The 22740-nt window shown below is 44.1% G+C and carries 22 protein-coding genes; 7 read left to right on the top strand and 15 right to left on the bottom strand.

The window, feature by feature from the left end:
* Positions 1 to 72: 72 nt before the first annotated feature.
* Positions 73 to 3039 carry a KxYKxGKxW signal peptide domain-containing protein gene (locus AC6UDB_RS01975; RefSeq protein WP_500709022.1) on the top strand — a complete coding sequence of 989 codons (2967 nt, stop codon included), beginning with the start codon at positions 73 to 75 and terminating at the stop codon, positions 3037 to 3039.
* Between the two features lie 99 nt (positions 3040 to 3138).
* Here AC6UDB_RS01975 and AC6UDB_RS01970 read toward each other — a convergent pair whose 3' ends face one another.
* Together AC6UDB_RS01970 and AC6UDB_RS01965 are read right to left on the bottom strand one after the other, a co-directional pair.
* On the bottom strand, positions 3139 to 3828 hold the full coding sequence (locus tag AC6UDB_RS01970) for a hypothetical protein (protein ID WP_500709021.1): 690 nt from the start codon (positions 3826 to 3828) through the stop codon (positions 3139 to 3141).
* Positions 3821 to 4450 (bottom strand): hypothetical protein, encoded by a 630-nt coding sequence (locus tag AC6UDB_RS01965; RefSeq protein WP_500709020.1) that lies wholly within the window; start codon positions 4448 to 4450, stop codon positions 3821 to 3823. Before AC6UDB_RS01965 ends, AC6UDB_RS01970 begins: the two co-directional genes overlap by 8 nt.
* 178 nt (positions 4451 to 4628) lie before the next feature.
* On the opposite strand from AC6UDB_RS01965, the gene AC6UDB_RS01960 reads away from it, so the two are divergent.
* Positions 4629 to 5135 (top strand): type 1 glutamine amidotransferase domain-containing protein, encoded by a 507-nt coding sequence (locus tag AC6UDB_RS01960; protein WP_500695500.1) that lies wholly within the window; start codon positions 4629 to 4631, stop codon positions 5133 to 5135.
* A gap of 53 nt (positions 5136 to 5188) precedes the next feature.
* Here AC6UDB_RS01960 and pyrC read toward each other — a convergent pair whose 3' ends face one another.
* Complete coding sequence (pyrC, locus tag AC6UDB_RS01955) at positions 5189 to 6463, bottom strand: dihydroorotase (protein ID WP_500709019.1); 1275 nt, start codon at positions 6461 to 6463, stop codon at positions 5189 to 5191.
* The gene (locus AC6UDB_RS01950) at positions 6460 to 7410 is read right to left on the bottom strand and encodes an aspartate carbamoyltransferase catalytic subunit (RefSeq protein WP_500709018.1); all 951 of its coding nucleotides are present in this window, start codon (positions 7408 to 7410) and stop codon (positions 6460 to 6462) included. The genes pyrC and AC6UDB_RS01950 overlap by 4 nt, the downstream gene beginning before the upstream one ends.
* A 380-nt stretch (positions 7411 to 7790) precedes the next feature.
* Between AC6UDB_RS01950 and AC6UDB_RS01945 the strand changes: the two genes are divergently transcribed.
* A complete protein-coding gene (locus AC6UDB_RS01945) occupies positions 7791 to 8732 on the top strand; it encodes a dihydroorotate oxidase (protein ID WP_500709017.1) in 942 nt (313 codons plus the stop codon).
* A gap of 89 nt (positions 8733 to 8821) precedes the next feature.
* On the opposite strand, the gene AC6UDB_RS01940 is transcribed toward AC6UDB_RS01945, so the two are convergent.
* Both AC6UDB_RS01940 and AC6UDB_RS01935 read right to left on the bottom strand, forming a co-directional pair.
* Positions 8822 to 8944 (bottom strand): hypothetical protein, encoded by a 123-nt coding sequence (locus AC6UDB_RS01940; protein WP_500693256.1) that lies wholly within the window; start codon positions 8942 to 8944, stop codon positions 8822 to 8824.
* A 10-nt stretch (positions 8945 to 8954) separates the two neighbouring features.
* Positions 8955 to 9530 carry a hypothetical protein gene (locus AC6UDB_RS01935; protein WP_500693257.1) on the bottom strand — a complete coding sequence of 192 codons (576 nt, stop codon included), beginning with the start codon at positions 9528 to 9530 and terminating at the stop codon, positions 8955 to 8957.
* Between the two features lie 122 nt (positions 9531 to 9652).
* On the opposite strand from AC6UDB_RS01935, the gene AC6UDB_RS01930 reads away from it, so the two are divergent.
* On the top strand, positions 9653 to 10501 hold the full coding sequence (locus AC6UDB_RS01930) for a hypothetical protein (RefSeq protein WP_500709016.1): 849 nt from the start codon (positions 9653 to 9655) through the stop codon (positions 10499 to 10501).
* A 59-nt stretch (positions 10502 to 10560) separates the two neighbouring features.
* On the opposite strand, the gene AC6UDB_RS01925 is transcribed toward AC6UDB_RS01930, so the two are convergent.
* The 5 genes from AC6UDB_RS01925 to AC6UDB_RS01905 all read right to left on the bottom strand — a co-directional run bounded on the left by AC6UDB_RS01925 (position 10561) and on the right by AC6UDB_RS01905 (position 13882).
* Positions 10561 to 10905: a hypothetical protein gene (locus tag AC6UDB_RS01925; RefSeq protein ID WP_500696325.1), complete on the bottom strand. Its 345-nt coding sequence runs from the start codon at positions 10903 to 10905 to the stop codon at positions 10561 to 10563.
* Positions 10898 to 11173, bottom strand: coding sequence for an AbrB/MazE/SpoVT family DNA-binding domain-containing protein (locus tag AC6UDB_RS01920; protein ID WP_500696326.1), 276 nt, complete (start codon positions 11171 to 11173; stop codon positions 10898 to 10900). The genes AC6UDB_RS01925 and AC6UDB_RS01920 overlap by 8 nt, the downstream gene beginning before the upstream one ends.
* 210 nt (positions 11174 to 11383) lie before the next feature.
* Positions 11384 to 11911: a DUF308 domain-containing protein gene (locus AC6UDB_RS01915; RefSeq protein WP_500695492.1), complete on the bottom strand. Its 528-nt coding sequence runs from the start codon at positions 11909 to 11911 to the stop codon at positions 11384 to 11386.
* Positions 11912 to 12023: 112 nt separating this feature from the next.
* The gene (locus AC6UDB_RS01910; protein WP_500709015.1) at positions 12024 to 12665 is read right to left on the bottom strand and encodes an NAD(P)H-binding protein; all 642 of its coding nucleotides are present in this window, start codon (positions 12663 to 12665) and stop codon (positions 12024 to 12026) included.
* A 17-nt stretch (positions 12666 to 12682) separates the two neighbouring features.
* On the bottom strand, positions 12683 to 13882 hold the full coding sequence (locus tag AC6UDB_RS01905; protein WP_500709014.1) for an MFS transporter: 1200 nt from the start codon (positions 13880 to 13882) through the stop codon (positions 12683 to 12685).
* A 227-nt stretch (positions 13883 to 14109) separates the two neighbouring features.
* Here AC6UDB_RS01905 and AC6UDB_RS01900 point away from each other — a divergent pair, with 227 nt between their 5' ends.
* On the top strand, positions 14110 to 15345 hold the full coding sequence (locus tag AC6UDB_RS01900; RefSeq protein WP_500709013.1) for an aminopeptidase: 1236 nt from the start codon (positions 14110 to 14112) through the stop codon (positions 15343 to 15345).
* Positions 15345 to 16226, top strand: coding sequence for a glycosyltransferase family 8 protein (locus AC6UDB_RS01895; RefSeq protein ID WP_500709012.1), 882 nt, complete (start codon positions 15345 to 15347; stop codon positions 16224 to 16226). The genes AC6UDB_RS01900 and AC6UDB_RS01895 overlap by 1 nt, the downstream gene beginning before the upstream one ends.
* A gap of 70 nt (positions 16227 to 16296) precedes the next feature.
* Here AC6UDB_RS01895 and AC6UDB_RS01890 read toward each other — a convergent pair whose 3' ends face one another.
* Both AC6UDB_RS01890 and AC6UDB_RS01885 read right to left on the bottom strand, forming a co-directional pair.
* The gene (locus AC6UDB_RS01890; RefSeq protein WP_500709011.1) at positions 16297 to 17217 is read right to left on the bottom strand and encodes a prenyltransferase; all 921 of its coding nucleotides are present in this window, start codon (positions 17215 to 17217) and stop codon (positions 16297 to 16299) included.
* 23 nt (positions 17218 to 17240) lie between these two features.
* A complete protein-coding gene (locus tag AC6UDB_RS01885; RefSeq protein WP_500709010.1) occupies positions 17241 to 18155 on the bottom strand; it encodes a prenyltransferase in 915 nt (304 codons plus the stop codon).
* Between the two features lie 105 nt (positions 18156 to 18260).
* On the opposite strand from AC6UDB_RS01885, the gene AC6UDB_RS01880 reads away from it, so the two are divergent.
* Positions 18261 to 19238: a polyprenyl synthetase family protein gene (locus AC6UDB_RS01880; protein WP_500693271.1), complete on the top strand. Its 978-nt coding sequence runs from the start codon at positions 18261 to 18263 to the stop codon at positions 19236 to 19238.
* An 8-nt stretch (positions 19239 to 19246) separates the two neighbouring features.
* On the opposite strand, the gene cydC is transcribed toward AC6UDB_RS01880, so the two are convergent.
* Together cydC and cydD are read right to left on the bottom strand one after the other, a co-directional pair.
* The gene (gene cydC, locus AC6UDB_RS01875) at positions 19247 to 20986 is read right to left on the bottom strand and encodes a thiol reductant ABC exporter subunit CydC (RefSeq protein ID WP_500709009.1); all 1740 of its coding nucleotides are present in this window, start codon (positions 20984 to 20986) and stop codon (positions 19247 to 19249) included.
* Positions 20979 to 22721, bottom strand: coding sequence for a thiol reductant ABC exporter subunit CydD (gene cydD / locus AC6UDB_RS01870; protein WP_500709008.1), 1743 nt, complete (start codon positions 22719 to 22721; stop codon positions 20979 to 20981). Before cydD ends, cydC begins: the two co-directional genes overlap by 8 nt.
* Positions 22722 to 22740: the final 19 nt, after the last annotated feature.

Here is a 22740-nt window from a genome sequence, read left to right as displayed (position 1 = left end):
TATATAAACAGCAGTTTTGCTATATATTCTGATAATTCACAAGATGTATTTTAGAACGAGAGGGGAAACCTTATGCAGAACAATACCAAGAAACATTACAAGATGTATAAAGCCGGAAAGCGGTGGATGGTCGCAGCCATTGTGACCGTCGCTACCGTCGGAGGATTGACGGTTGGCGCAAGCGCTGATACTAACGGTCAATCTAATAATAATAATCACAATATACAAATTATTCAAAAGGCAGCGTCCAGTCAACCAGTAAAGGGTGACCTAGTCACGACGTCTGCTCAATCGCAACCAGAAAATCAAAGTAAGTCGAATCCAGCCGTAACTCAAACGCAGGATAATGCGGCTCAAGCTAATACTAATCAGACCACTGGGACAGCTCCAATGGTCAGTGCTCAACCAGGACAAACTGATTCATCTAAACCGACGACTAACACTGCGCAGGTGGACCAATCGTCAGCAAAGAATGGTAACGGTCAAACCGAAAGAGCAGCTCAAACAAATTCACAACCGACTAACAACCAAGCCACTGCTAGTCAGAACGATGCGCAAAGCAAAAATCAATCGACTCAACCAGAGCCAAATAACGGCCAACAAAACGCAACTGACCAAAAGACTGCCCCAGCACCCGCTAATCAAGCTAGTCAAAAAACTGATAATCAAGGTGCCAATTTTAATAAACAAGTAGTTGCTCCAGAAAAGCAAGCACCGAAAACCACCAATAATGCTCAAACTAACCAACCAGCGGTAATTAATCAACAAGCAAAACAGATAACTAAAAACGTTCAGTTTAGCGATAAGGTTTATAACATAACGGCGGGTGCCATTGATGTTATGAAAGGTCAGCCGGTTCCGACTGATCCCGCTGACTACAGTATTACTGCTAGTGTAAATGGCACTCCATTAACGGTTACTTCCATCGATGTTTCAGATGTTAATAATGAGGTTCCTGGAACATACAAGTATGGTTTTACCCTTTCTGATGGAAGTGTTTGGACCACTGGAATTGTCCAAGTGGTTAATTTTACCGCTAATAATCTTGTCGTCTATCAAGGAAATCCAACTAATATTGATTTTTCCGATCCAGATAGTTATGACGCAATTATGGGAAACCCAACATGGCCTAGCATGGCCATTTGGGGTGTCTATGGTGGTGTAGATGCCAACAAGCCAGGAACTTATCACGTCATAATAATGGGTACTAGTGATCCTAATGGTCCGCAACTCAATAGAACTGTCACCGTTGTTCCCATTCCCGCTGACGCGATTACCGGTCACGATATCAGCATTCGAATTGGGCAAGCCGTTCCAGACGACGCTAAATCCTATGGTGCGACCGCTCTGAACCCAGATGGCAGTCCAGCAACGATTACTGGGATTGACACTTCTAAAGTCAATAACACTAAGGCGGGAGATTATCCGGTTGTTATCAGTGCGTCAAACGGTTTAACCAAGACGGTCTACGTTCACGTACTCTTTAACCACACGAGTTTAAGTGCGCATAACCTGACTATCTACACTGGCGACCAGGTTCCAACTGACCCAGCTGCGTATGACGCTAAGGCAACCGATTATGATGGTAATCCGGCTAAAATCACTAAGATTGATGTGTCGAAGGTAAATAATCAGGTCCCTGGAGTATATCCAGTTTGGATTCACGCTGATAATGGTGAAACACTCGGTGTCACCGTCACGGTCGTTAAAAGTCGGATTAGCATTGCCGCTCATGGAACCAGCATCAGAATTGGGAGACAGGTTCCAACGTGGCCAAGTGCATATGGTGCTAAAGCAACCTACAAAAACGGGAAGCCCGCTAAGATTACCAAGATTGACATTTCAAAGGTTAATGACCAAATCCCTGGTGATTATCCAGTCACCATCACTTCAGATAATGGCGAAAGTATCACTGTCACGGTTACTGTTTTAAAGAATCACACGCGCTTAAGTGCTAACAACATCAAGATTTACGTTGGTCAAAAAGTTCCAACCGACCCAGCAGCTTACGATGCTCAAGCAACTGATTACGACGGCAATCCAGCCCAGATCACAAACATTGACGTATCCAAAGTAAACAATGAGGTTCCTGGCGTTTATCCGGTAACGATTACCGCCAACAATGGTGAAAAACTGGGTGTCACGGTTACAGTACTCCCTGACGAAGCAACGTTAGTGGGACACGGATTAACCATTTACGTTGGTGATCAGGTTCCAACTGACCCACAAGCTTATGGTGCCAGTTCCACTAACACAGACGGTACAGAAGCAAGTATCACTAACGTCGATACTTCCAAGGTTAATAATAAGGTGCCGGGTCAATATCCAGTGGTCATTACTTCATCGAATGGCAAGAAATTGGTAGTAACAGTGACCGTCTTAGCTGATAAGACAACCCTTGAGGGTCATGGAATCACCATTCACGTTGGTGATCTAGTTCCTACCAATGCCGCTGCCTACGGTGCTAGAGCAACTAACGCTGATGGTACGGAAGCAACGATCACAAGCATTGACACCTCGAAAGTTAATAACCAAGTTCCTGGTCAATACAAAGTTATCATTACCGCTTCAAACGGGGACACATTGGTAGTAACGGTCACGGTTTTGGCTAAGAATGCACCAACCCCGAACCATCCAAGCAACAATGGTGGTAACGGCACTAACCCGATTACACCAAGTCATAACGGTGGCAACGGTAATGGTGGCAGTTCGGTAACTCCAAACCAACCAAGTGGCAATTCTGTCATGCCAGGTCAACCAACTAACAATGGTGGATCTGCGGTAGTTCCAAATAATGGCAGTCAGACCGGTACACCAGAAGCTTCAACGAAGCAGAACGGTAGCCAAGTAGTCGAACCGCAAAGTACGCAAGCCATTCATCAGGCTTTCAATTCTTCAGAAAAGAATGCTAAGCAGAATTCCAAGAACTTGCCACAAACTGGTGAGAACGACTCGTTAATTCTCGAGTTAATCGGTCTTGGCTTTATTGTTTCAGCAATGGCTTTGGCACTTCATGATTTAAAACATCGGGTCAAATAACTCGGTATCATTGTTAAATACGAGAAGTTTGAAAAATTTGTTTAATTAAAGTAAATTAGTTCAAAAAAATAGCCTTCAGGAATTTCCTGAAGGCTATTTTCATTGAGCCCACTTCGTCACTAGCGAGTGGCCCACGGTCACGATTGGTTGATAACTTAAGACTTGATTGGTCTTGGTGTTATACAGCACGTCACCCAGCTTGTCGACGTTGTCACCGCCGTTTTGGTTGTACTTGGTTGCGTACGTGACGATGACGCGAATCTTTTTAATCGTTTCGGGACTGTTGGGATTGTCGTACATCTGTAGTCCGACCATTTTACTCTTGACTCCCATGCTTTTGACCTTATCCTTGGTCTGTTTGTTACCTTGTTTACCAAAGACCCTTTGGTTGCTGGCGTAATTGGGTCCGATGAGTCCAGCTTCCTTTAGGACTTGGGGACGTGCCAGAAATTGATCGTCGTTGTCGTAGGTATAGAAAATCTGGAAGAATTCGTTTAGGTTCTTGTAGGTCGTGTCAGCCATGTGTTGGTTTTGCAGAATACTGCCGGCCTTTTGATTGTCGGTGTTTAAAAGGCGATTCTTATAACGCTTGTTTAGGGAGTTAAACCGTTGGTTGTACGTTTTCTGCTCGGCAGAAAGAGTGGCCTGATTGGTTTTAACCTGAGTATTAATGGTGTCATTATGAATCATCAGGGTGAAGATGGCGAGGAGCAAGACGACAATGATTACGAACATGATTGCTAGAACACTGACGTTTTTATTGAGGTGAAATTTGTTGTTTTTAGCCATTGATTTCTTGACCTCCTAACGCCACGAACGTGCTGGTCCATGAAGTCCCAACGAGGGTCGTCTTTCGTTTCTTAACGTTGTAGTTAACGACGTAATTCAAGACGTTTGGCTTCTTATTCTTCCTTGAGGCAAAGGTAATGGTGATCATCGAGTTGTAGGATTGAGACTGGCTGTCGTAACGAGCGTTGTTGACGGAGACGTCCTCAATCTTTTGGTTTAGGTATTTTTTATTGTGTCCCTTGGTACTTAGAACCGTTTTAGTAAAGGCTGGATCGAAACGATCCTTTTTGAACTGCTTGCTAACGGCTTGGCGCTGTTTGCTTGATTTGGCCGTGTATGCCATCTTCATGGCCTTTTGGTAGACCTGGTCGTTATTTTTCTGAATGGCCGTGATGTCGACACCAGTCTGGTGCTGCTTTTGAACTTTTTGCGCGGTCTTTTTGGCGTTTAACGTATTGGTTTCCTGCCGGGTTGTCCTAATCTTGGTCATAAGTTGTTGGTTTTTAGCCTTGGCGTGATGAGTTGAGACTAACAGGCATCCTATCAGGATCACTAAGACGAAGATGATGCAGGATGCAACCGTCACACAAACTAGGTTGACGTCATGTTTGGACTTGTTCATAAAATACCCTCGAATTCTGGAAAATGTAGTTACGTTAATTATAGCGGCTTTCCGTGAGAAGTGTAAATCAAATTTCCGTTAAGTTTCATTGGTTCTAAAGTTGTGATAAATTGTTAAGCAAAATATTTTCCCTGAAATTTCATTCCATGTAAAATTATAGGTAAGGAAGTGATAAGAAATGGCTAAAGTAGCTGTACTTGTAACTAATGACGTTGAAGATGTTGAATTGACTTCACCAGTCGAAGCATTGAAAAAAGCTGGTCACGATATTACGATCATCGATAAGAAGGCTGGCGAAGAGATCACTGGTAAACACGGACACAAGACCAAGGTTGACGCTGGAATTGCCGATGTTATGCCGGAAAGTTTTGATGCTTTGCTAGTTCCCGGTGGCTTTTCACCAGATCAACTGCGGGGTGACCCACGGTTTGTTAAATTTGCGAGAAGTTTCTTGTTAGCTGACAAGCCAACGTTTGCGATTTGTCATGGTCCCCAATTGTTCATGCAAACTGGACTAGTTAAGGGTCGTACCATGACCGCTTATAAGACGGTTCAAACTGATATTTACTACGCTGGTGCCATTGTGAAAGATGAACCGGTTGTAAAGGATCATCACTTGATTACGAGTCGAACACCGGATGATTTGGATCAGTTCAACGCTGCCATTGTCGAAGACTTAATTTAAACTAGCAATAGTAAAAATGCTTTACGTATTTAATTACGTAAAGCATTTTTTAATTATGGGTGGTAAACGATTTGGCCGTTAACAAAGGTCATGAGGTTCTGCGCGTCGACTTGCTTGCCAATAAACGGCGAATTAATTCCCTTTGATTTCATGTTTTTGGTTGTAATTTGATGCGGCGCATTTAAATTCCAGACTGAGAAATTGGCGTGATTACCAACCTTGATTTGGTTTTCTTTTGAGAGCTTGAAGGAGGCGGTTGGCTTGCTACTCATCCATTCTAATAGTTGACTCAGAGTCACCTGGCCGGTTTTAACCAGTCTGGTGTACAGCAGTGGGAAGGCCGTTTCGGTGCCGGTGATCCCGAAAGCCGCATCGTTAAAAGAATTCCCCTTGTCAGAGACGGTGTGAGGAGCGTGGTCGGTCGCAATCATGTCGATGGTGCCGTCAAGCAATCCATCTAGTAACGTTTGCCGGTCTTTTTTGGTTCTCAGTGGCGGATTCATCTTGTACATGGGGTTGTCACTGGTAATCATGGAATCGTCTAATAGCAAGTGATGGGGAGAGACCTCAGCGGTGACGTGCACGCCATCCGCTTTAGCCCGTCGAATCAGTTCCACGCTGCGCGCTGTTGAGACGTGACAGACGTGGTAGTGGACGCCACTCACACGTGCGAGTTCAAGGTCGCGGGCTAGTTGACTGGTTTCCGTCACTTCGGAAATACCCGTTAGGCCTAGTTTTTTAGCTGTTAATCCTTCATTAATGACGCCGCCGTTCATTAACGAGCGGTCTTCGACGTGGGCAGCCAGAGGCAATCCAGTTTGAGCGATCTTTTTCATGGCCTCGTACATGGTCTGGGCGCTCTGAATCCCAATCCCATCGTTACTGAAGGCTACGGCTCCAGCCTGTTTCATCTCGGCAAAGTTTACGAGTTGGTCACCACGTTCGTTGTAGGTCACGGGGGCGAACTGTTTCACATTGACAACGCCCTGTTGTAGGTTATGTTCAATCATTGATTTTAGTTTATCAGGAGTATTGGGGACGGGCATGACGTTTGGCATGGCACAAACGGTCGTGTAACCACCGTGAGCGGACGCTTCACTACCGGTTTTGACGGTTTCTTTATCTGTTTGACCGGGGTCTCTGAAGTGAACGTGCACGTCCACCAAACCGGGCAGTACCACCTTATTCATGGCGTTAATGACCTTCTCGGCCTGCGTCGGCTCAATTTGAGGTTTGATTTGTTTAATAACACCATCATCTAACAGTAAATCACACCGTTTGAGCGCTTGATTTTGAAATACTTGCCCGTTTTGAATTAAAATTTTCATCGTTCGTCAATTCCCTCAATATCTGCTTTATTCACAATGCCCTTATTAACGAGGACGTCGGTCAAAATGGCCATGCGCATGTACATCCCGTTCGTCATCTGTTTAAAGATTCGCGACTTGTCAGCTTCAACGAGGTCGGAATCAATCTCAATTCCCCGGTTGACGGGAGCGGGGTGCATGATGATGGCGTTATCCCTCATCGTTTGGTAGCGCTCCTTAGTTAAGCCAAATTGTTCGTGGTAACTGGTGGCGTCAAAGTTCGCCAGTTCTTTTCCGAGGCGTTCCTTTTGCACCCTGAGTAACATCACAATGTCGGAATTGTGGGCCAGTTCGTCAACGGTTAAATGTTTACCGTACTCCTCAAATTTCGGGTCGTACCACTGGTCAGGACCCGAAAACGACACGTGCGCTCCGAGTTTAGTTAAAAGTTCCATGTTGGAACGAGCCACTCTGGAGTGGTTTAAATCGCCAATGATGCCGACGTTTAAATCCTTGAAGGTGCCAAATTCCTGGTAGATGGTCATCATATCAAGCAGTGATTGCGACGGGTGCTGGCCACTTCCGTCACCACCGTTGACCACACTAATTTTCAGGTTGTCGTCCAGTAGTTGTTGGTAGTACTCGTTTTCGGGATGCCGAATCACCGCGATGTCAACGCCAATCGCCTGAAGCGTTTTGATGGTGTCGGAGAGGGTCTCACCCTTGGTGACCGAACTGGTATCAGCGTTAAACTGGAGGACCTGGATTCCGAGTCTGCGTTCCGCCATCTCAAAGCTGGTGTGCGTTCTGGTACTGTTCTCAAAGAAGAGGTTCATTGCGTAGGTGGGGCGGTTTAGGTGCACCGATTTGCCCTCTTTGAAGAGTTGCGCCAGTTTAATCTTATGTAAAACCTGTTCCTCATCCATGTCAGAAACCGTCACTAAGTCATGCTTGTATGAATATGCCATTTGATCCTCCTAGATTTTCACTTGGTTGAATTGCATAAATAAAGGGCCTACTACAAATTAACGTAGCACGCCCATTTTTTGACATAACCAGTTAACTTTTCAATCTCTCTGGATTGAATTAAAGTAGTCTCGATTTATTTGATAAATACTCTAACTAAATTGACGTAGAAAGTCAATTATTTTTTAGGCAGGTTTTCTAAGTTGACAATTGAGGGTGGGGGTCGTTATGATAATGACAATCAATCTTTAATTGGTTCAGAGAATCCAAAAGATTATTCATCCTAACTAAACTAATCGCGGTCGCAACTATGACTAGTGGGAACTTCTCTGAATGCCCACTAGGAGTTGTGACTTTTTATATACCGAAGGAGTTATTTATAATGGATCACATTTCAATTGCAGCACAGATCGGTAAGGAGACGTTTGCCCATCCCTTTTTAAATGCCGCCGGAGTCTTTGACGAAACCGCCGAAGAGATGAATCAAATTCTGAAATCCGAAGCTGGTGGGGTGACGACTAAGAGTGCCACGTTAGAACTACGTGAGGGAAATCCCAAGCCGCGCTATGCCGAAACAGAATTTGGCAGTATCAATTCCATGGGACTGCCAAACAAGGGACTGACATACTATCTCGATTACATTAAACAGAATCAGATTGATAAGCCAATCGATTTATCAATCTCGGGAACCTCCCTTGGTGACAACATCACGGCTCTAAGAAAAATTCAAGACAGTAGCTTTACTGGTCTCTGTGAGCTTAACTTGTCGTGTCCGAATGTGATTGGCAAGCCTCAGATTGGTTACGATTTTGCGGCCGTTCATGCGGCCATGGAAGCCATTTTTAGTTTTTACACCAAGCCACTGGGCCTCAAGTTACCACCGTATTTTGACTTACAACAATACGATGCCATAAGTAAGATTTTAAACCAGTACCCACTGACCTACATCAACACCATTAACAGTGTTGGTAACGGCTTAATTGTGGACACTGACACCGAATCAGCAGTCATTTCCCCCAAGGGTGGTTTTGGCGGCATCGGTGGTTCATACGTCAAGCCCGTGGCACTGGCAAACGTACGAGCCTTCAGAAAGCGTTTGAAGCCAGAAATCAAGATTATCGGAACTGGTGGCGTTAGCACCGGAAAGGATGCCTTTGAGTTAATCTTGTGTGGTGCTGATGTGGTTGAGGTCGGAACCGCTCTTTTAAAGGAAGGCCCTGAAATCTTTTCACGTTTGGATTCTGAACTGACAGATATCATGCTTCACAAGGGCTACCATCAGTTGTCTGATTTTCGGGGGAAGCTTAAGGAGCGGCAGGATTAGTTTGGTTCTAGAATGATTTTAAATACTGTTATTAACGAAAAGGTGACCACACGATCGAATCGCGTGATCACCCTTTTTTAGTTTGAACCTTAAACTGCGTTTGAAATTTCACCAATTGGACCGGGAATTAACAGTACTAACGCCATGCAGACGAGTAGTACGATTACAAGTACAACAGCGATGGCAATAATAATCTTAGTTGACTTGGACATAAATCTCCTCCTAATCATTTTTGATTAGATCAGTCAAAAAGATGAGCTCCCATGAATTGAAACACACAATCTCGATCTTTTTGAGTTTGATCTTGTGTTCCTCATTTAAAATGGGGTCAAACGGATCGTCAACGGCTCGTGAAATCAGTGAGAAATTGGACGGTTCTCGATTTTTCATGTAGCCGATGCGGTCTTTTTTCTGGTTCTTCTTGTTAATTGTGACGACTTCAAAATTCACTTCACTCCGTGACAGATAATCAAGGACCTCCTGAAGTGGATTTTTAAAAGGAAGGTCTTCAATTGTTTTAATTTGTGGTGTATCCTTAAGCCCATATTCAGTCGCAAGGGTCCGATACTCGATCATCTGTTTTAAGTATGGAGTTCCCGTGTTAAAAACCGGAACTTCTTTCGTCAGATCGATTAATTCGTAGTTATCAAGACGACCTTCGAGGTCAATGGTCCTCATCAGCGCATACTTGTCGTTATGTTTTAAAATGTAACCAACGTCGAATTTGTTTTTCCGTTCATTTTCAAAGTATTCCACCATCGTGGTGGGATTGAGTTCATCAATATCAATGTCTTCCATTTTATACACCTCCTGGGCTCAATTTCATCATACCCAAACGCTCACGATAGTACAAACATTTAGAAAATTGAGTTTAATTGGGTGTAAAATAGATACCAGAAGAACTAATAAAGGGGAATTTCATGTTAAAAAAACTTGTCAAGACGCGTCAATTCAAAACGTTATCGCTGGAGTTCGTGGCGTATGCTTTCGTCATTCTAGACTTACTTTATTATGAAGCTTTTCACCTGTCGGCTGAGATTGGTCTAATCTTCATTTTTATGGCGGTTCCAATGGCTTTCTTTGAGTCAAAGGGGAAGGGTTATCAGTGGTCGTGGCTCGCGGCTTCGACCTTGATTTGTGGAGCAGCCGCTTCGGTGATGAATCGACCGTACTTTGTGTTAGCCGTGCTGTTCTTCACTGCCGTCTACGCCTTCATGATTTATCACCCGATTAGTCTGTATCCTAAGTTTTGGATGATGTTAATCTACTGGATGGTGTTCATCTTGGGATGCGACATCATCACGTGGACGGGACGCAAGATTAACATTGTGACCGAGAGTCATAAGCAACTTTTGAGCGCTAATCTTGAAATTATTGGAATTACCCTGTTAGTGATGGTGATTTTGACGGGAATCGGCTACTTCTTGATTCATGGACAATTAGAACCATTACTCATCAAAAACAGCATCATGTTCTGGATTAACGTGGTGTTGAGCGTTCTGTTGGTCATTCAGTCGGCGGTCGTGGTTTTCTGGCTGAAATTTGGACCGTTTCACCTTCACCTTGGTCCGCATTCCGTCATTGGTGGTTTCACAATGGTCGGCGGTAGTTTGATTGCCCTGCTAATTTACATCGAACTGGTCTTTATTATCATTAATTCGATTTGGTCAAGTCATACAATGGGCAAGTGGCAGGTCGTAAGTAGCTTCGTTTACTTGGACCTAGTGCTCGTGTTTATCATGCTGCTATTAGGAAATTCATTAATTTAAATAAGATTGACAAAAGAAAATGGCTTCACGTATTTGAGTACGTGAGGCCATTTTTGGGTTTAATGTAAGTTCTTTAATTTTTGTACAAAGTCCGTTATTCCATTAGCATCTATAGCAGTTAGTTTTCCTATGGGTGATTTATTTATGATTGCTTTTTTATCAATTGATCTTAAAACTCCACAATCAACATATGATTGCTTTTTTAATCCTGCAATTTTCCATTCGACAATAGGATAATAAGACTTTTTTATAGTAGCTGACTTTGTTTTATATCTAGAAGTTATTGGAAAGTATCCAATTTTGTTTTTGTCTAATGTTCCCAACACTAGAAGTGGTCTATCTTTAAATCCATTTTGGGTAATGAAAGTTACTCGTGCAATATAAATTTCAAATTGATCAACCATTGAGACCCCAGTCGACTAATGCTTGATCATCAGTATTATCATTAATAACAATCTCGCCTTTAGCATTGGTTTTAGTTTTTTTGGCGGGGACTTGATTTAATATGTTATTCCAAACAGATTTATTATCTCTTTTGGTAATTACGATTGAGTTACCTTTAACTGTAAGACAAATATTTGTACTGTCCGTTATATCTAATTCTTTTCGTACGCTAGCAGGAATAGTAACTTGACCTTGTTTAGATATTTTAGTATTTACAACTGGTGTCATTATATACCTCTCTTTACTTAAATCGCTTTACCATTTAACTACATTAATTGTATCTTTATTAGTTAGATAATACAAGTAAGTTTGTTTAAAATAAGTGCTTGTGTTTATCATGCTGCTTTTGGGAAACTCATTAATTTAAATAAAATTGACAAAGTAAAATGACCTCACGTATTTGAGTACGTGAGGTCATTTTTGGTTTGACTCTTTTAGCTAAAATGCCATTACCAACAACTTAATTCCTTCAACGATGAAATAGATCCCGATGAAGATAATAACAACGGCGTTTGATAGGTATGGGGTAAACAAAAGGATAATTCCAATGATGATTCCGATAATACCGGCCGTTACGATTAACCAGTAGTAACGTTTGGCTGACTTCTGTTGTGCTTTGGTTGCCGAGTAGATGCTTAGACCAGAGTCAACGATGAACCAGATGGCAAAGGCGATGGCAATGAGGTAGAAGCCAAATGATCGGCTGAATAACAGGATCAGACCAATGATGATATCGATAATTCCATTAATGATAATCAAATATCCCGAAACATCAAAGTTCTTTTGCAGTTGATGATGAAGCACCAAGTGATACAGGCCAATGCAGAGTGCCACGATTCCTAAAATAACGGCTAGTGCCTGCAGTGTGGCAAATGGTTTGATGAAGACAAAGAGTCCAGCGGCAACAAAGATAATTCCCGCAATTAAGGCCCATCCATCAAAACCTTTTTCTTTTTCATTAAACATATAAAACGCTCCCTTTATTTAAAGCTATTACGTGGTCAATTATAACGTAGTTTGTGAGAAATGGTGAAAATAAAAAACAGCTGACTTCGTGCCAACTGTTAGAATTTAATTTTTAATAAAATGAAGGCTTGGAAAGATCCTCAGTACCGGGTTCAACCACACCAATGTCTTCACGTTGGTACTTGCTTGGGTCTTCGATGATACTAACGATTAACTTAGCAATGGCTTCCCTGGTGACTTGCGCACCCTTAAATGGCTTGCCAGCGGGAATAACTTCATATTTTTCGTTGTTCTTGTCGTTATAAAGCCAGGTCATCTTCAAGTAGGTGTAGTCGATGTCGGAGTCAAGCAGTTCTTTATAGGCTTTCTTGGGATCAGCGTAGGTACTGCCAATCATCTCGTTGTTCCACTTCTTAAATGGCCCAACGACCGTATCGTCAACGTCGAGGAGACCAGCTACGATTAAACGTTTAACGTCTGCCTGGTCCATGGCCTTGATAACGGAACTCATTGCCTCAGCGTGGGGGACATCCGAAAAGACGATGTCTTGACCCTTCATCACGTCGGTCAAGGTTTCATCATCATTGATGTCGCCATCAACGACAGTTTCTCGTTTGGGGTCACTGACAGTTAACCGACTTTTAGCGTTACGAGCTAGTAGGGTCATGTCAACGTCGGTATCCTTTAATAACTTTTGAATTACGATGCTAGGAATTTGTCCCGCGGCACCTAAGATTAGTACTTTTTTTGCCATATGCAATTCCTCCGTTTCTATTCATCACTTTTGACGCCCTTAGTGTGACGCATTTCGTAACGAACTACAAATGTTATGAACGCCGAAAACAGCAAAATAATGGCGACAATCGTGTAGGGATAGTGCGGGTTAATGTCCATTAGAACCCCGGAAAAAATGGGTCCGATGATGTTACCAACGCTGGTTAGTGACATGTTTAAGCCGTTGATTAATCCCTGGTTATTCTTGCCAAAACGAGTCAGCAGTGTTGTAATGGCAGGTCTTAACACGTCAAAAGCACAGAAGACCACTAGGGTGGCAATGATGACTTCGATTTTGCTGTGAGCAAACAGAATCCAGACGATACAGATGGAACTGAGGATGAAACAGTCACGAATCAGCCCAAGTTCACCGCGCATTCGGACCAAGCGGTCGAAGAAGACGACCTGAAGGACCAGGGAAATCATCCCATTGATGATTAGGACGACAGCAATGTTATCAAGGGTAAAGTGAAAGACCTGGTTCACGTAGATCGTGTAGATACTTTCAAAGCCCTGCAGGCCAAATGATGAGATTAAAATCATGGCGAAGAGGGCAATCATGGCCCCGTTTAGGATGGATTTCAAGCCCTTTTCGGTAATGTGGACTTCTTCCACGACGAGATTTTTTTGATTGGTCTGTTTGATGTGCTTGGGAAGTCCTACGACAAAGAAGATGACGGCGATGATGCCAAGGACGCCCGCAAACCAGAACGGCGTTTTGTACCCAAACTTGGCAAGTGCACCACCAATCCCGGGACCGATGATTAAGCCACCACTAAAAGCGGCCGAGAGCAGGCCAATGACCTTGGCCCGTTGTTCTGAAGACGACAGGTCAGCGGCCATTGCCATGGACGTTGGCACCACCATGGCGGCTGAAATTCCACCAATTAGTCGGGAAATATCGAATAACAGCAGCGTGTTAGAGGCCGCAAACATCATTTCCGAGACCGAATAAAGGATTAGACCCCCAGCCAGAATTGGTGCCCGACCAATCTTGTCAGAGATCCGACCGACAAACGGCGATCCGATGAACTGCGCTAAGGCGTACAGCGAAGTCATGGTTCCCATCTGAGCGGTGGTTAAATGATATTCGTTTTTAATGAAGGGTTCGACTGGAATTACCAGACTCATCCCTAAACAAATGATAAAGTTCGCAATAATCAGGATGAAAATTGCTCGTTTGGCAGCTTTTGACACGTCGATCCCTCCCGTTTCGTTAAGTAATATCATCCATTTTAGCACGGTATCACGCGCTCGCTCCAGTCTCATTTTGAGAAATTGTGAAGTCAGATAAGTTGAAAAGCCGTGGCTTCGGACTTACATTCCGTAAGTTAAATTTTGATTGCAAAGCGTTACACTTATTAATTGTAATTGAAAATAAAAATCAATAGAATGGATGCAACGAGAGAAGAAGGGATGATTACATGAAGAAGGAAGAATTAGATCGTAATTTAAAAAAGTATGCGGAATTGATTGTCAAGGTCGGAGTAAACGTCCAACCGGGCCAGACGGTCGTTCTGTATATCTCTGATCATCACCAGGACTTGGCCCACATGATTGTGAAAGAAGCCTATAAAGCTGGGGCCGCCGATGTGATGGTTAAGTGGGACGATACCTTTGTTTCTAAGCAGTTCTTAGAACATGCCAGTGACGAACGGTTGGAAAACATTCCCCAGTACATGGTTGATGAGGCCAACTACATCGTTGACAAGCATGCTGCTCGAATCTCAGTTTTGTCTGAGGACCCTGCTGCTTTTGCCAATATTGATCCCAAACGAGTGGCCAAAAGCACGGCGGCTATGGGAAAAGCCACAAACGCGGTCCGGGTTGCTACGCAGAATAACGACTTAACCTGGACGGTCGTGGGTGCCGCTGACACAGCCTGGGCAAAACAGGTTTTTCCTGACTTACCGGATGACGAAGCCGTTGACAAGTTGTGGCGCGAGATTTTCAAAACGGCTCGAGTTGATAACGACGACCCCATTCAGGCTTGGAAGGACCACAAGGACCAACTCCAAGAAAAGGCAGCTTGGTTAAATGAGGAACAGTTTGACACGTTGCAGTACCATTCCCCACGAACTGACATGGAGGTTGGATTGCCCAAGCACCACGTCTGGGTCGGGGCTGGCAGTACCAGTGTTGATGGCATTAAGTTCATGCCCAACATGCCGACCGAAGAGGTCTTCACCGCTCCTGACAAACGCCGGATTAACGGTCACGTCACTTCGACGAAGCCGTTAAGCTATTCTGGCACTTTAATTGAAGACATGGAGTTCACTTTTAAGGACGGACAGGTCGTAAAGGCTACCGCCAAGAAGGGGCAAAAGACACTTGACCACCTCCTTGCCACCGATCCGGGAGTTCGTTCGCTCGGAGAAGTTTCACTGGTGCCGGATCCCAGTCCAATTTCACAATCGGGCATTATCTTCTACAACACCCTGTACGACGAAAATGCCAGTGATCACATGGCCCTGGGTGCTGCTTATCCATTCAGTGTTGTTGGTGGGACCGAGATGAGTCCCGCAGAACAAGACCAGGCCGGATTGAACAGCAGTCAAGAACACGTTGATTTCATGATGGGTTCTGACGACATGAACATCGACGGTGTTAAGGCTGATGGGACGGTCGTTCCCGTCTTTCGTAACGGAGACTGGGCCTAGTGGAAAAACCAACTGAAGTGGCTCATCCGCTCACGGTTGCGTCCACCACTGACAACAACATGGCACTGCCACTAGCGATTAATTACACTTCTATCCTTTTAAACAATCCGGACGCGGATTTTGAGTTTTTTGTCGTCAACGATCATTTAAGTCCCAAAAATCAGAACTTAATTGCTACCCTCCCGAAGCTTTTTAGAAACTGTCGAACGGTGAAATTTTTAAAGCCCCACGAGGACCGCTACCAGAAGGCCAACACGGACGCCCCAAACAGCATCATCAAGCGCAATACTTACTACCGCATTGATATTCCAGAAGAAATTGACCGTCCCAAGATTCTCTATCTTGACGCTGATATGATTTGTGTGGGAAACATTGATGAACTTTATCACGCTGATTTAAATGGGAAAGTAATTGGCGCCGTTGAAAATGCTGGTTATTTGGACCGCTTACGTGAGATGGGAGTCAGTGAGAAAACTGGTCATTACTTTAACGCCGGCTTGTTACTAATTGATTCCAAAAAATGGCGTAGCTCCGGTATTTCTCAAAAAGCACGCGGACTTGCAAATGACCATCCAGAAATGTTGCGGTTTCAGGATCAGGACGCCTTAAATGCCATTTTCAACGGTGATTGGCAGGCATTACCCTCCAAGTACAACGTGCAAAGTAACCTTATTAAGGGCAAGTACCGCAAAAGTGAGACGACGGACGGTCAGCGTTCTCAAGTAGAAGCGTTGGATCATCCCGTCATTGTGCACTACACAAACTTCGATAAGCCGTGGATTGTCAAGGTGGATCATCTGCATCCCTTGAGAAGTCTGTATGATGAGTACCAAAATAAATTACTGAATCAACTAGCGTGGTACGTTAGTAATCATCACTAGTTTTAAACCTAAAAAAGCACTTCAGAAAATTCTGAAGTGCTTTTAGTTTATTTAAAGAAGTGCTTTTGGTTTATTTAAATAGGTAGATGATGATGGTGCCAATCATGTACGTCAAAATGTATAACATAACGATCAGTGAAACGTTTTTAACGATGACGTTATAAATTTCTCCCTTGTTTTGATTGAAGTTAAACACTTTGACTTTGGTCCAAACGTAAGGATAAATTAGAATGGTCAGTAGGGCAAAGTAGGGAACAATGCCGACTGCCAAAGAAAGAATTGGAATGACGATGATTGAGAGCCAGTAGACCGAGTCAAACACCTTAATGGCGTTCTTTTTCCCGATGTAGTCGACTAGTGTATGACGGTTATTACCAATGTCTTGTTCGAGGTCACACGTGTCGTTTGCGAGTTGAATGATGAAGAAGAGGATAAACGGTAATAGTGTCACCAAAAAGGCGTCCAGCACACTCATAAGGGTGAAGTTCCATCGGTGGATGCTTCCCATGTACATGTAAATCAGCGGAACAAAGAACGGAATTAACGTGGCGACCGCTAACTCACAGAATGGGGTGGCGTCTAAAGGCTTTGGTCCTGCCGAGTACGCCAGTCCCAATAGAAAACCAATCACACCAATTACCAGCGTGGGCCAGCCAGTAAAGTAACTGAGGATCAAACCAGCGATGATAATGAAAGCGGCAAAACCGTACAACCAGTGCCGAATCATCGTGAGACTCAGATGATTACTCCCAATGGTGCTCGTACTGTGCTTGTAGTCCGTCTTGTCGGTGGCGTGTTCGTAGTCTTCGAGGTTGTTCTGCATGTTTAAAAAGAGGTGCAGGGCGATGACAATCACGAAGGCACAGATGGCATACAGCCAGTTAAACGAGCCGTAGTAATAATAAGAAAAACTAGCCGCAAGTATGAGCCAGGTCACGTCCAGCGGTGTTGTGTAAATCTCAGTTAGTTGATAAAAATACTTCCAGGTCATGATTTACCTCCAGTGTAAATGAATTAAAGAAAGATTTTGATGATGGTTCCGATCATGTAAGTAATGATATACAACCCCATTAACATTGTCACCCCACCAACGATTTGATGATAGACTTCTTGCTTGTTCTGGTTGGTTTGAAAAACTTTAACTTTCTTCCAGGCCAGCGGATAAGCCAAAATAATTAAATTTGAAATGATTGGAACGTATCCAAAGAAGGATAAAATTGGTATGATTAAGATTGTCAACCAGAAAACAATTGTAAATAATTTAATTGCGTCTGATGGTCCGATGTAATACACCAGGGTGTAACGGTGATTTCCGATGTCTTCTCTTAGGTCACAGGTGTTGTTGGCGAGTTGGGTGATGTAGGCAAGCACAAACAGGAACATGGTGACCAAAAAGACGTCGACGACACTGTCCCAGGAGAAGCGAAAGCGATGAATGCTTCCTAGATAGACGTAGACCAGCGGGTCAAAAAACATGATGAGCATTCCGGTTGCGAGTTCACAAAATGGGGTGGAGTCCACTGGTCTCGGACCCGCCGAGTAGGCTAGTCCGAGGCCAAAGCCGATGATGCCGATGATTAGCGTCGGCCAACCAGTGAGGTATGCGAGCGTGAGTCCAAGGACGGCGACAATTATCCCCATTATTACGACCCATTTCCAGATCATCCGGGTACTTAGGTGGTACTTACCAATGATACTGGTGGCGTGCTTGTAGTCGGTCACGTCGGTTGCGTGTTCGTAGTCTTCCAGGTTGTTATGTAGGTTTAAAAACAGGTGCATCAAGAACACGATGAAGAAGGCCCAGATGGCGTATAGCCAGTTAAAAGAACCGTAAAAGTAGTACGAAAAGCTGGCACAGAACAGTAGGATTAAGACGTCGACTGGGGTGGTGTACATCTCGGTTAGTTGATAAAAGTATTTCCACTTCATTGTTTTGCCTCCGAAAGTCATTGTTAATGTTATTATTATTAAGGATAATGCTGTTATTATAGTACCATGAAAATATCGTAAGGTTACCATAAAAAAGGAAAAGACATGAAAACAACCATTTGGAATAAATTTCCTGAAATTGAATCTGAACTGGTTCAAGTTCAATCACTCATAAGTAAAGAGATTCAGGTTCCTGAGGCCGAGTTTAAACGGGGAATCGAAGAACTAATTAACGGAAACGGCAAGATGCTAAGGGCGGCGCTCCTGTTAATCGCGGGTAACTTTGGCACAGAAGCAGTTGAGCGAGAGAAACTCCTCCAGGCCGCCGCTTCAATTGAGGTCATTCATTTGGCTTCTTTGGTCCACGATGACGTCATTGACCAATCGGACCTAAGACGGGGAGAAGATACGTTAAACGCTCAATTTGGCCAGCGCGAAGCCATCTACCTGGGTGATTACCTGTTCACGAAATACTTTGAAATGCTTTTGGACTATGCCCCAAGTTTTGATAATTTGCGTTACAACGTTGAAAGCATGAAGGACGTCCTATTTGGCGAGTTGGCCCAAGACGAAAGTAAGTATGATTTAGACCGAAGTGAACAGGACTACTTTGATTCAATTCAGGGAAAGACGGCGGAACTCTTCAAAGTGGCAATGGGGGAGGGCGCCATCCTTTCAATGGCTGACAATAACACCGTCCAGATTGCTGAGCAGATTGGTTTGAACTTTGGGATGGCGTTTCAGATTCGAGACGACCTCCTGGACTTTGAGCCAGACGTTGAAACCGAAAAGCCCACCCTGCACGATGCCAGTGAGGGCGTGTATACCTTGCCCGTCATTGAGACTTTCAAGACCGCTGACGGTCCAAAGTTAAAAAAAATCCTAAAAAAAGACCAGCTTAAAAAAGCTGATCTAAAAGAAATTGCTAAAATTGTGAGTGACAGTGGCGGAATGCAAGCGGCGCGTCAGATTTATACTCAGTATTTAGACGACGCTTTTGACCTAATTGCGCAATTACCACAATCTGAGAGTACCGCTGTCCTTAAAACCATCATTTCGGAATTGTTTCAGTATTCTAAATAACCGAATAATTATTTCCCAACGTCCATTGCGTACAATCTACGATAACGGGCGTTATTTTTATACAATGCTTGCGGGTTTCCTTCCATCTTGATGACGCCGTTTTCAAGGAAGATGACCTCATTCATTTCGTCTAAGCCCTGAAGGTGATGGGTAACCCAAATCATGGTTTTGTCTTTTAAAACTCGACTGATGGTGTTAATCAGGTTATTTTCGGTAATCGGGTCCAGTCCCACCGTGGGTTCATCTAGTAGGACAATTGGATTGTCCTGCAAGAGGATGCGGGCGAGCGCAATTCGTTGCCGTTGTCCGCCAGAGAATCTGATTCCGTTTTCCTTGACGTTCGTTTCATAGCCGTCTGGTAGTGATTCAATGTAATCAGACAATCCTACGGCCTTGATGGCTTTTTTGACGTCTTCGTCAGTAGCGGTTTCGTTTCCGATTCGGACGTTGTTTAAGACCGACGTGTCAAATAGAAACGGACTCTGATCCAGCACACTGAACCATTTATAGCTGTCAGACTCAAACTTGTAGGCGTCGATGTTGTTGATTAAGACGTGTCCAGTCGTTGGCGTAAGCGCTCCGGTTAAAAGCTGCAAGAGGGTCGTCTTTCCAACTCCGCTGGGTCCGATGATTGCTAACTTATGGTGTTTATCAATCTTAAACGAGACGTCTTTGATGATGTCATTTGCGTCGTCCTGGTAGTGAAAAGTCACGTGATCGAGTTTAATGGAGTTAAAGTCAGCTGGTACGGGCAACTTTTCGTCTGAGACGTACGGTTTCCTCTCTTCGTCTGAAAGTTGATTCAAGTGGACCACCGAATCACTGTACATTGGCCACTCTTCTAAGGCTTGAGAGACCGGTACGAAGGCGTCCATCAGCGGGAAGATTCCCATGACAAAGGCGGCCGCGTAGTTAACGAGTTCCTGTGACCCCTTGAAGTACAGGTTAGACCAAAGCAGGGTCCCAATGATGACGATTGCGAAGACCACTTTAATGAGAAATTCACGATTCCACTCAAATAAGTGGGTCTGATCGTTAGACTTGGCAATCTTCGGGTCGTTTTTTCTGACATGATTAAGAAAGCCCTTTTCTCGACCGGAAATCATCCAGTCCGCGATTCCAAGGGTTGAATCCGTCAGATTTTCATAAGACTGGTGGAGAAGCGACTTCTGGTATTCCTTAGAAGCCCCCCGCATGGCCTCAGAGGCAAGTGGGACAAAGAACAAAATGATGGTAAACGCAACGAACATGAAGATGGCGTAGGGCCAACTAATGATGCCTAAGGCCACAATGATGATGATACCCGTGATGTAGGCCACAAGGGTTGGAAATATGGTTCTCAGGTACAGGTTTTCAAGGTGGTCAATGTCGTCGGCTAGGACGCCTAGTAAATCACCGGTCTGAAATTTCTCACTCAAAAAAAGGGCGGATGATTCTAGGGTAGTGTAGAGCCGTTTTCGAAGGGCGGACGTTACCTTTAAGACCCAGTTATGACTGTTTAGTCGCTCTAAGTACTTAAAGACCGGTCGGCCAATTCCGAAGGCCCGCGTTAAGATGACCGGGACGTAAACGATCAGGATGTTGTAGGGATGAGTGGCCGAACGACTAATTAAGTAGCCGGCAACGAACATCAATCCAATCCCACACCCAAAGGTCAAGACTCCGAGAAAGAAAACCCAGAATAACAGGACCTTGTACTTGGTCAGGTATGGTTTAATCCACGTATCGTTTTTAAGTAGTTTACGCATTGTTTCCACCTCGAATCTCACTAATCAATTGCTTGTAGGCTCCGTTTTGGTTGGATAATTCAGTTTGAGTTCCTTGTTCAACGATTTTGCCGTCTTCCATGACCAGAATGTAGTCCATTTCGTTCATCCAATGAAGTCTGTGGGTCGCAAAGATGACGAGGTGGTTTTTGAAGATCGGAACCATGGTTTGTTTTAGTTGATATTCAGTTTCAATGTCCAAATGGGCGGTTGGTTCATCTAACAGGAGAATGGTTCGCTCGGTATCAAGCAAGGTTCGAGCCAGGGCAATCCGTTGGGCCTGACCGCCACTAATTCCTCTGCCACCTTCACCAATCTTGGTGTTCGCCTTATCTGGGAGACTGGCAACAAACTTGGATAGTCCCGCTTTTTCGATGGCCGAGTCAATGGCGTAAGCTTTAGCATCGGGTTTATAAAAGGCGACGTTTTGGGCAATGCTTCCGGCAAAGATGTATGGATCCTGGGGGATGTAACTGATGTGCTTCTGCCATTCCGATTGAGCGAGACTGTCAACTGCTTGACCGTCAACGTTGAATGGGAGATGACCGTTTTCGTTGGTTGGAGACAGCCAGCCTCCAAGGAGGTTTAAAAGCGTGGACTTCCCTGAACCAGATCGACCCACGATTCCGATGTTAACGAATCCGTTCAGATTGAAATTGGCATCAGCGATATTGTCCTCCTTTTGGTCGTAACTGAAGTTTAAGTCACTGACCTTTAAGGTACTGTCCTTAGTCCAGTTGTGAAAGTTGGTTAGTTTAATTTTGCTGGTTGGACTTGGTAAATCCAGAATCTTGTTAATGTCAATCAGGGCATTTTTGCCGTCCAAAGTGGCATGGTAGTCATTTCCGTAATCTCTGACCGGTAGGAAGTAGTCCGGGCAGAGAATTAGGATGATCAGGGCCGGAAGCAATGTCACCGTTCCATTAATTAATTTCACACCTAATAAGACGGCCACGATGGCAATTGACATGGTCGTAAAGAAGTCGAGGGCAAACGTCGATAGTAAAGCGACTCTTAACACGCTCATCGTGCTCTTTCGGTAATTTTCACTAACCCGATAGATGTTATCTCCGTAGGATTTACTGAGGCCAAAGAGTTTGAGGGTCTTAAGTCCCCGCATGCTGTCGATGAAGTTATTGGACATCTCTTTAAAGCCGGAGTACTGTCGGTCAGATTTAGCCTGAGCGGCGAGTCCTAGAATAATCATGAACAAGATGATCACCGGGAAGACCAGCAACATCACGACCGCTGAGAGCCAGTTAACGAAGAAACAGTACACAAGGATGATCCATGGAATGATTGCCAGGTTAATGGTCTTCTGCAGGATGAGGTTAAGGTAGTTTTCGACCTTGTCAATTCCCTCAAGGGCGAGCGTTACCATGTGACCGGATCCGATGTTTGAGACCATGGCGGGTCCTAGTTCGAATTCTTTTTGTAGGAGTTGTTCTTTTAACTGACTACTAGCCTGACTGGCAAATTTATCGGTAATTTGATTTTCAATTCTTGTGATCAGGTATCTTAATGCGAAAGCAACAAAAAAAGATAGCACAGGTATGGTTAACGCTGCTATCTTTTTTTGTTCCCAAGTAAGCACCATTGCCTGTGAGAGAAAAAGGGCTTCTAGAATGATAGCGACCGATTGAACGACTGCTAGAATACTTAGCTTGGCAATTAATTTTTTGACCCCAGGAATTGATAGAAGTTGTTTATCAAACATGTTTTATCAATCCTTAATT

This window comes from Fructilactobacillus sp. X3R2C1 (genome assembly GCF_059901235.1).
This window is presented reverse-complemented; position numbering and strand designations above follow the sequence as displayed.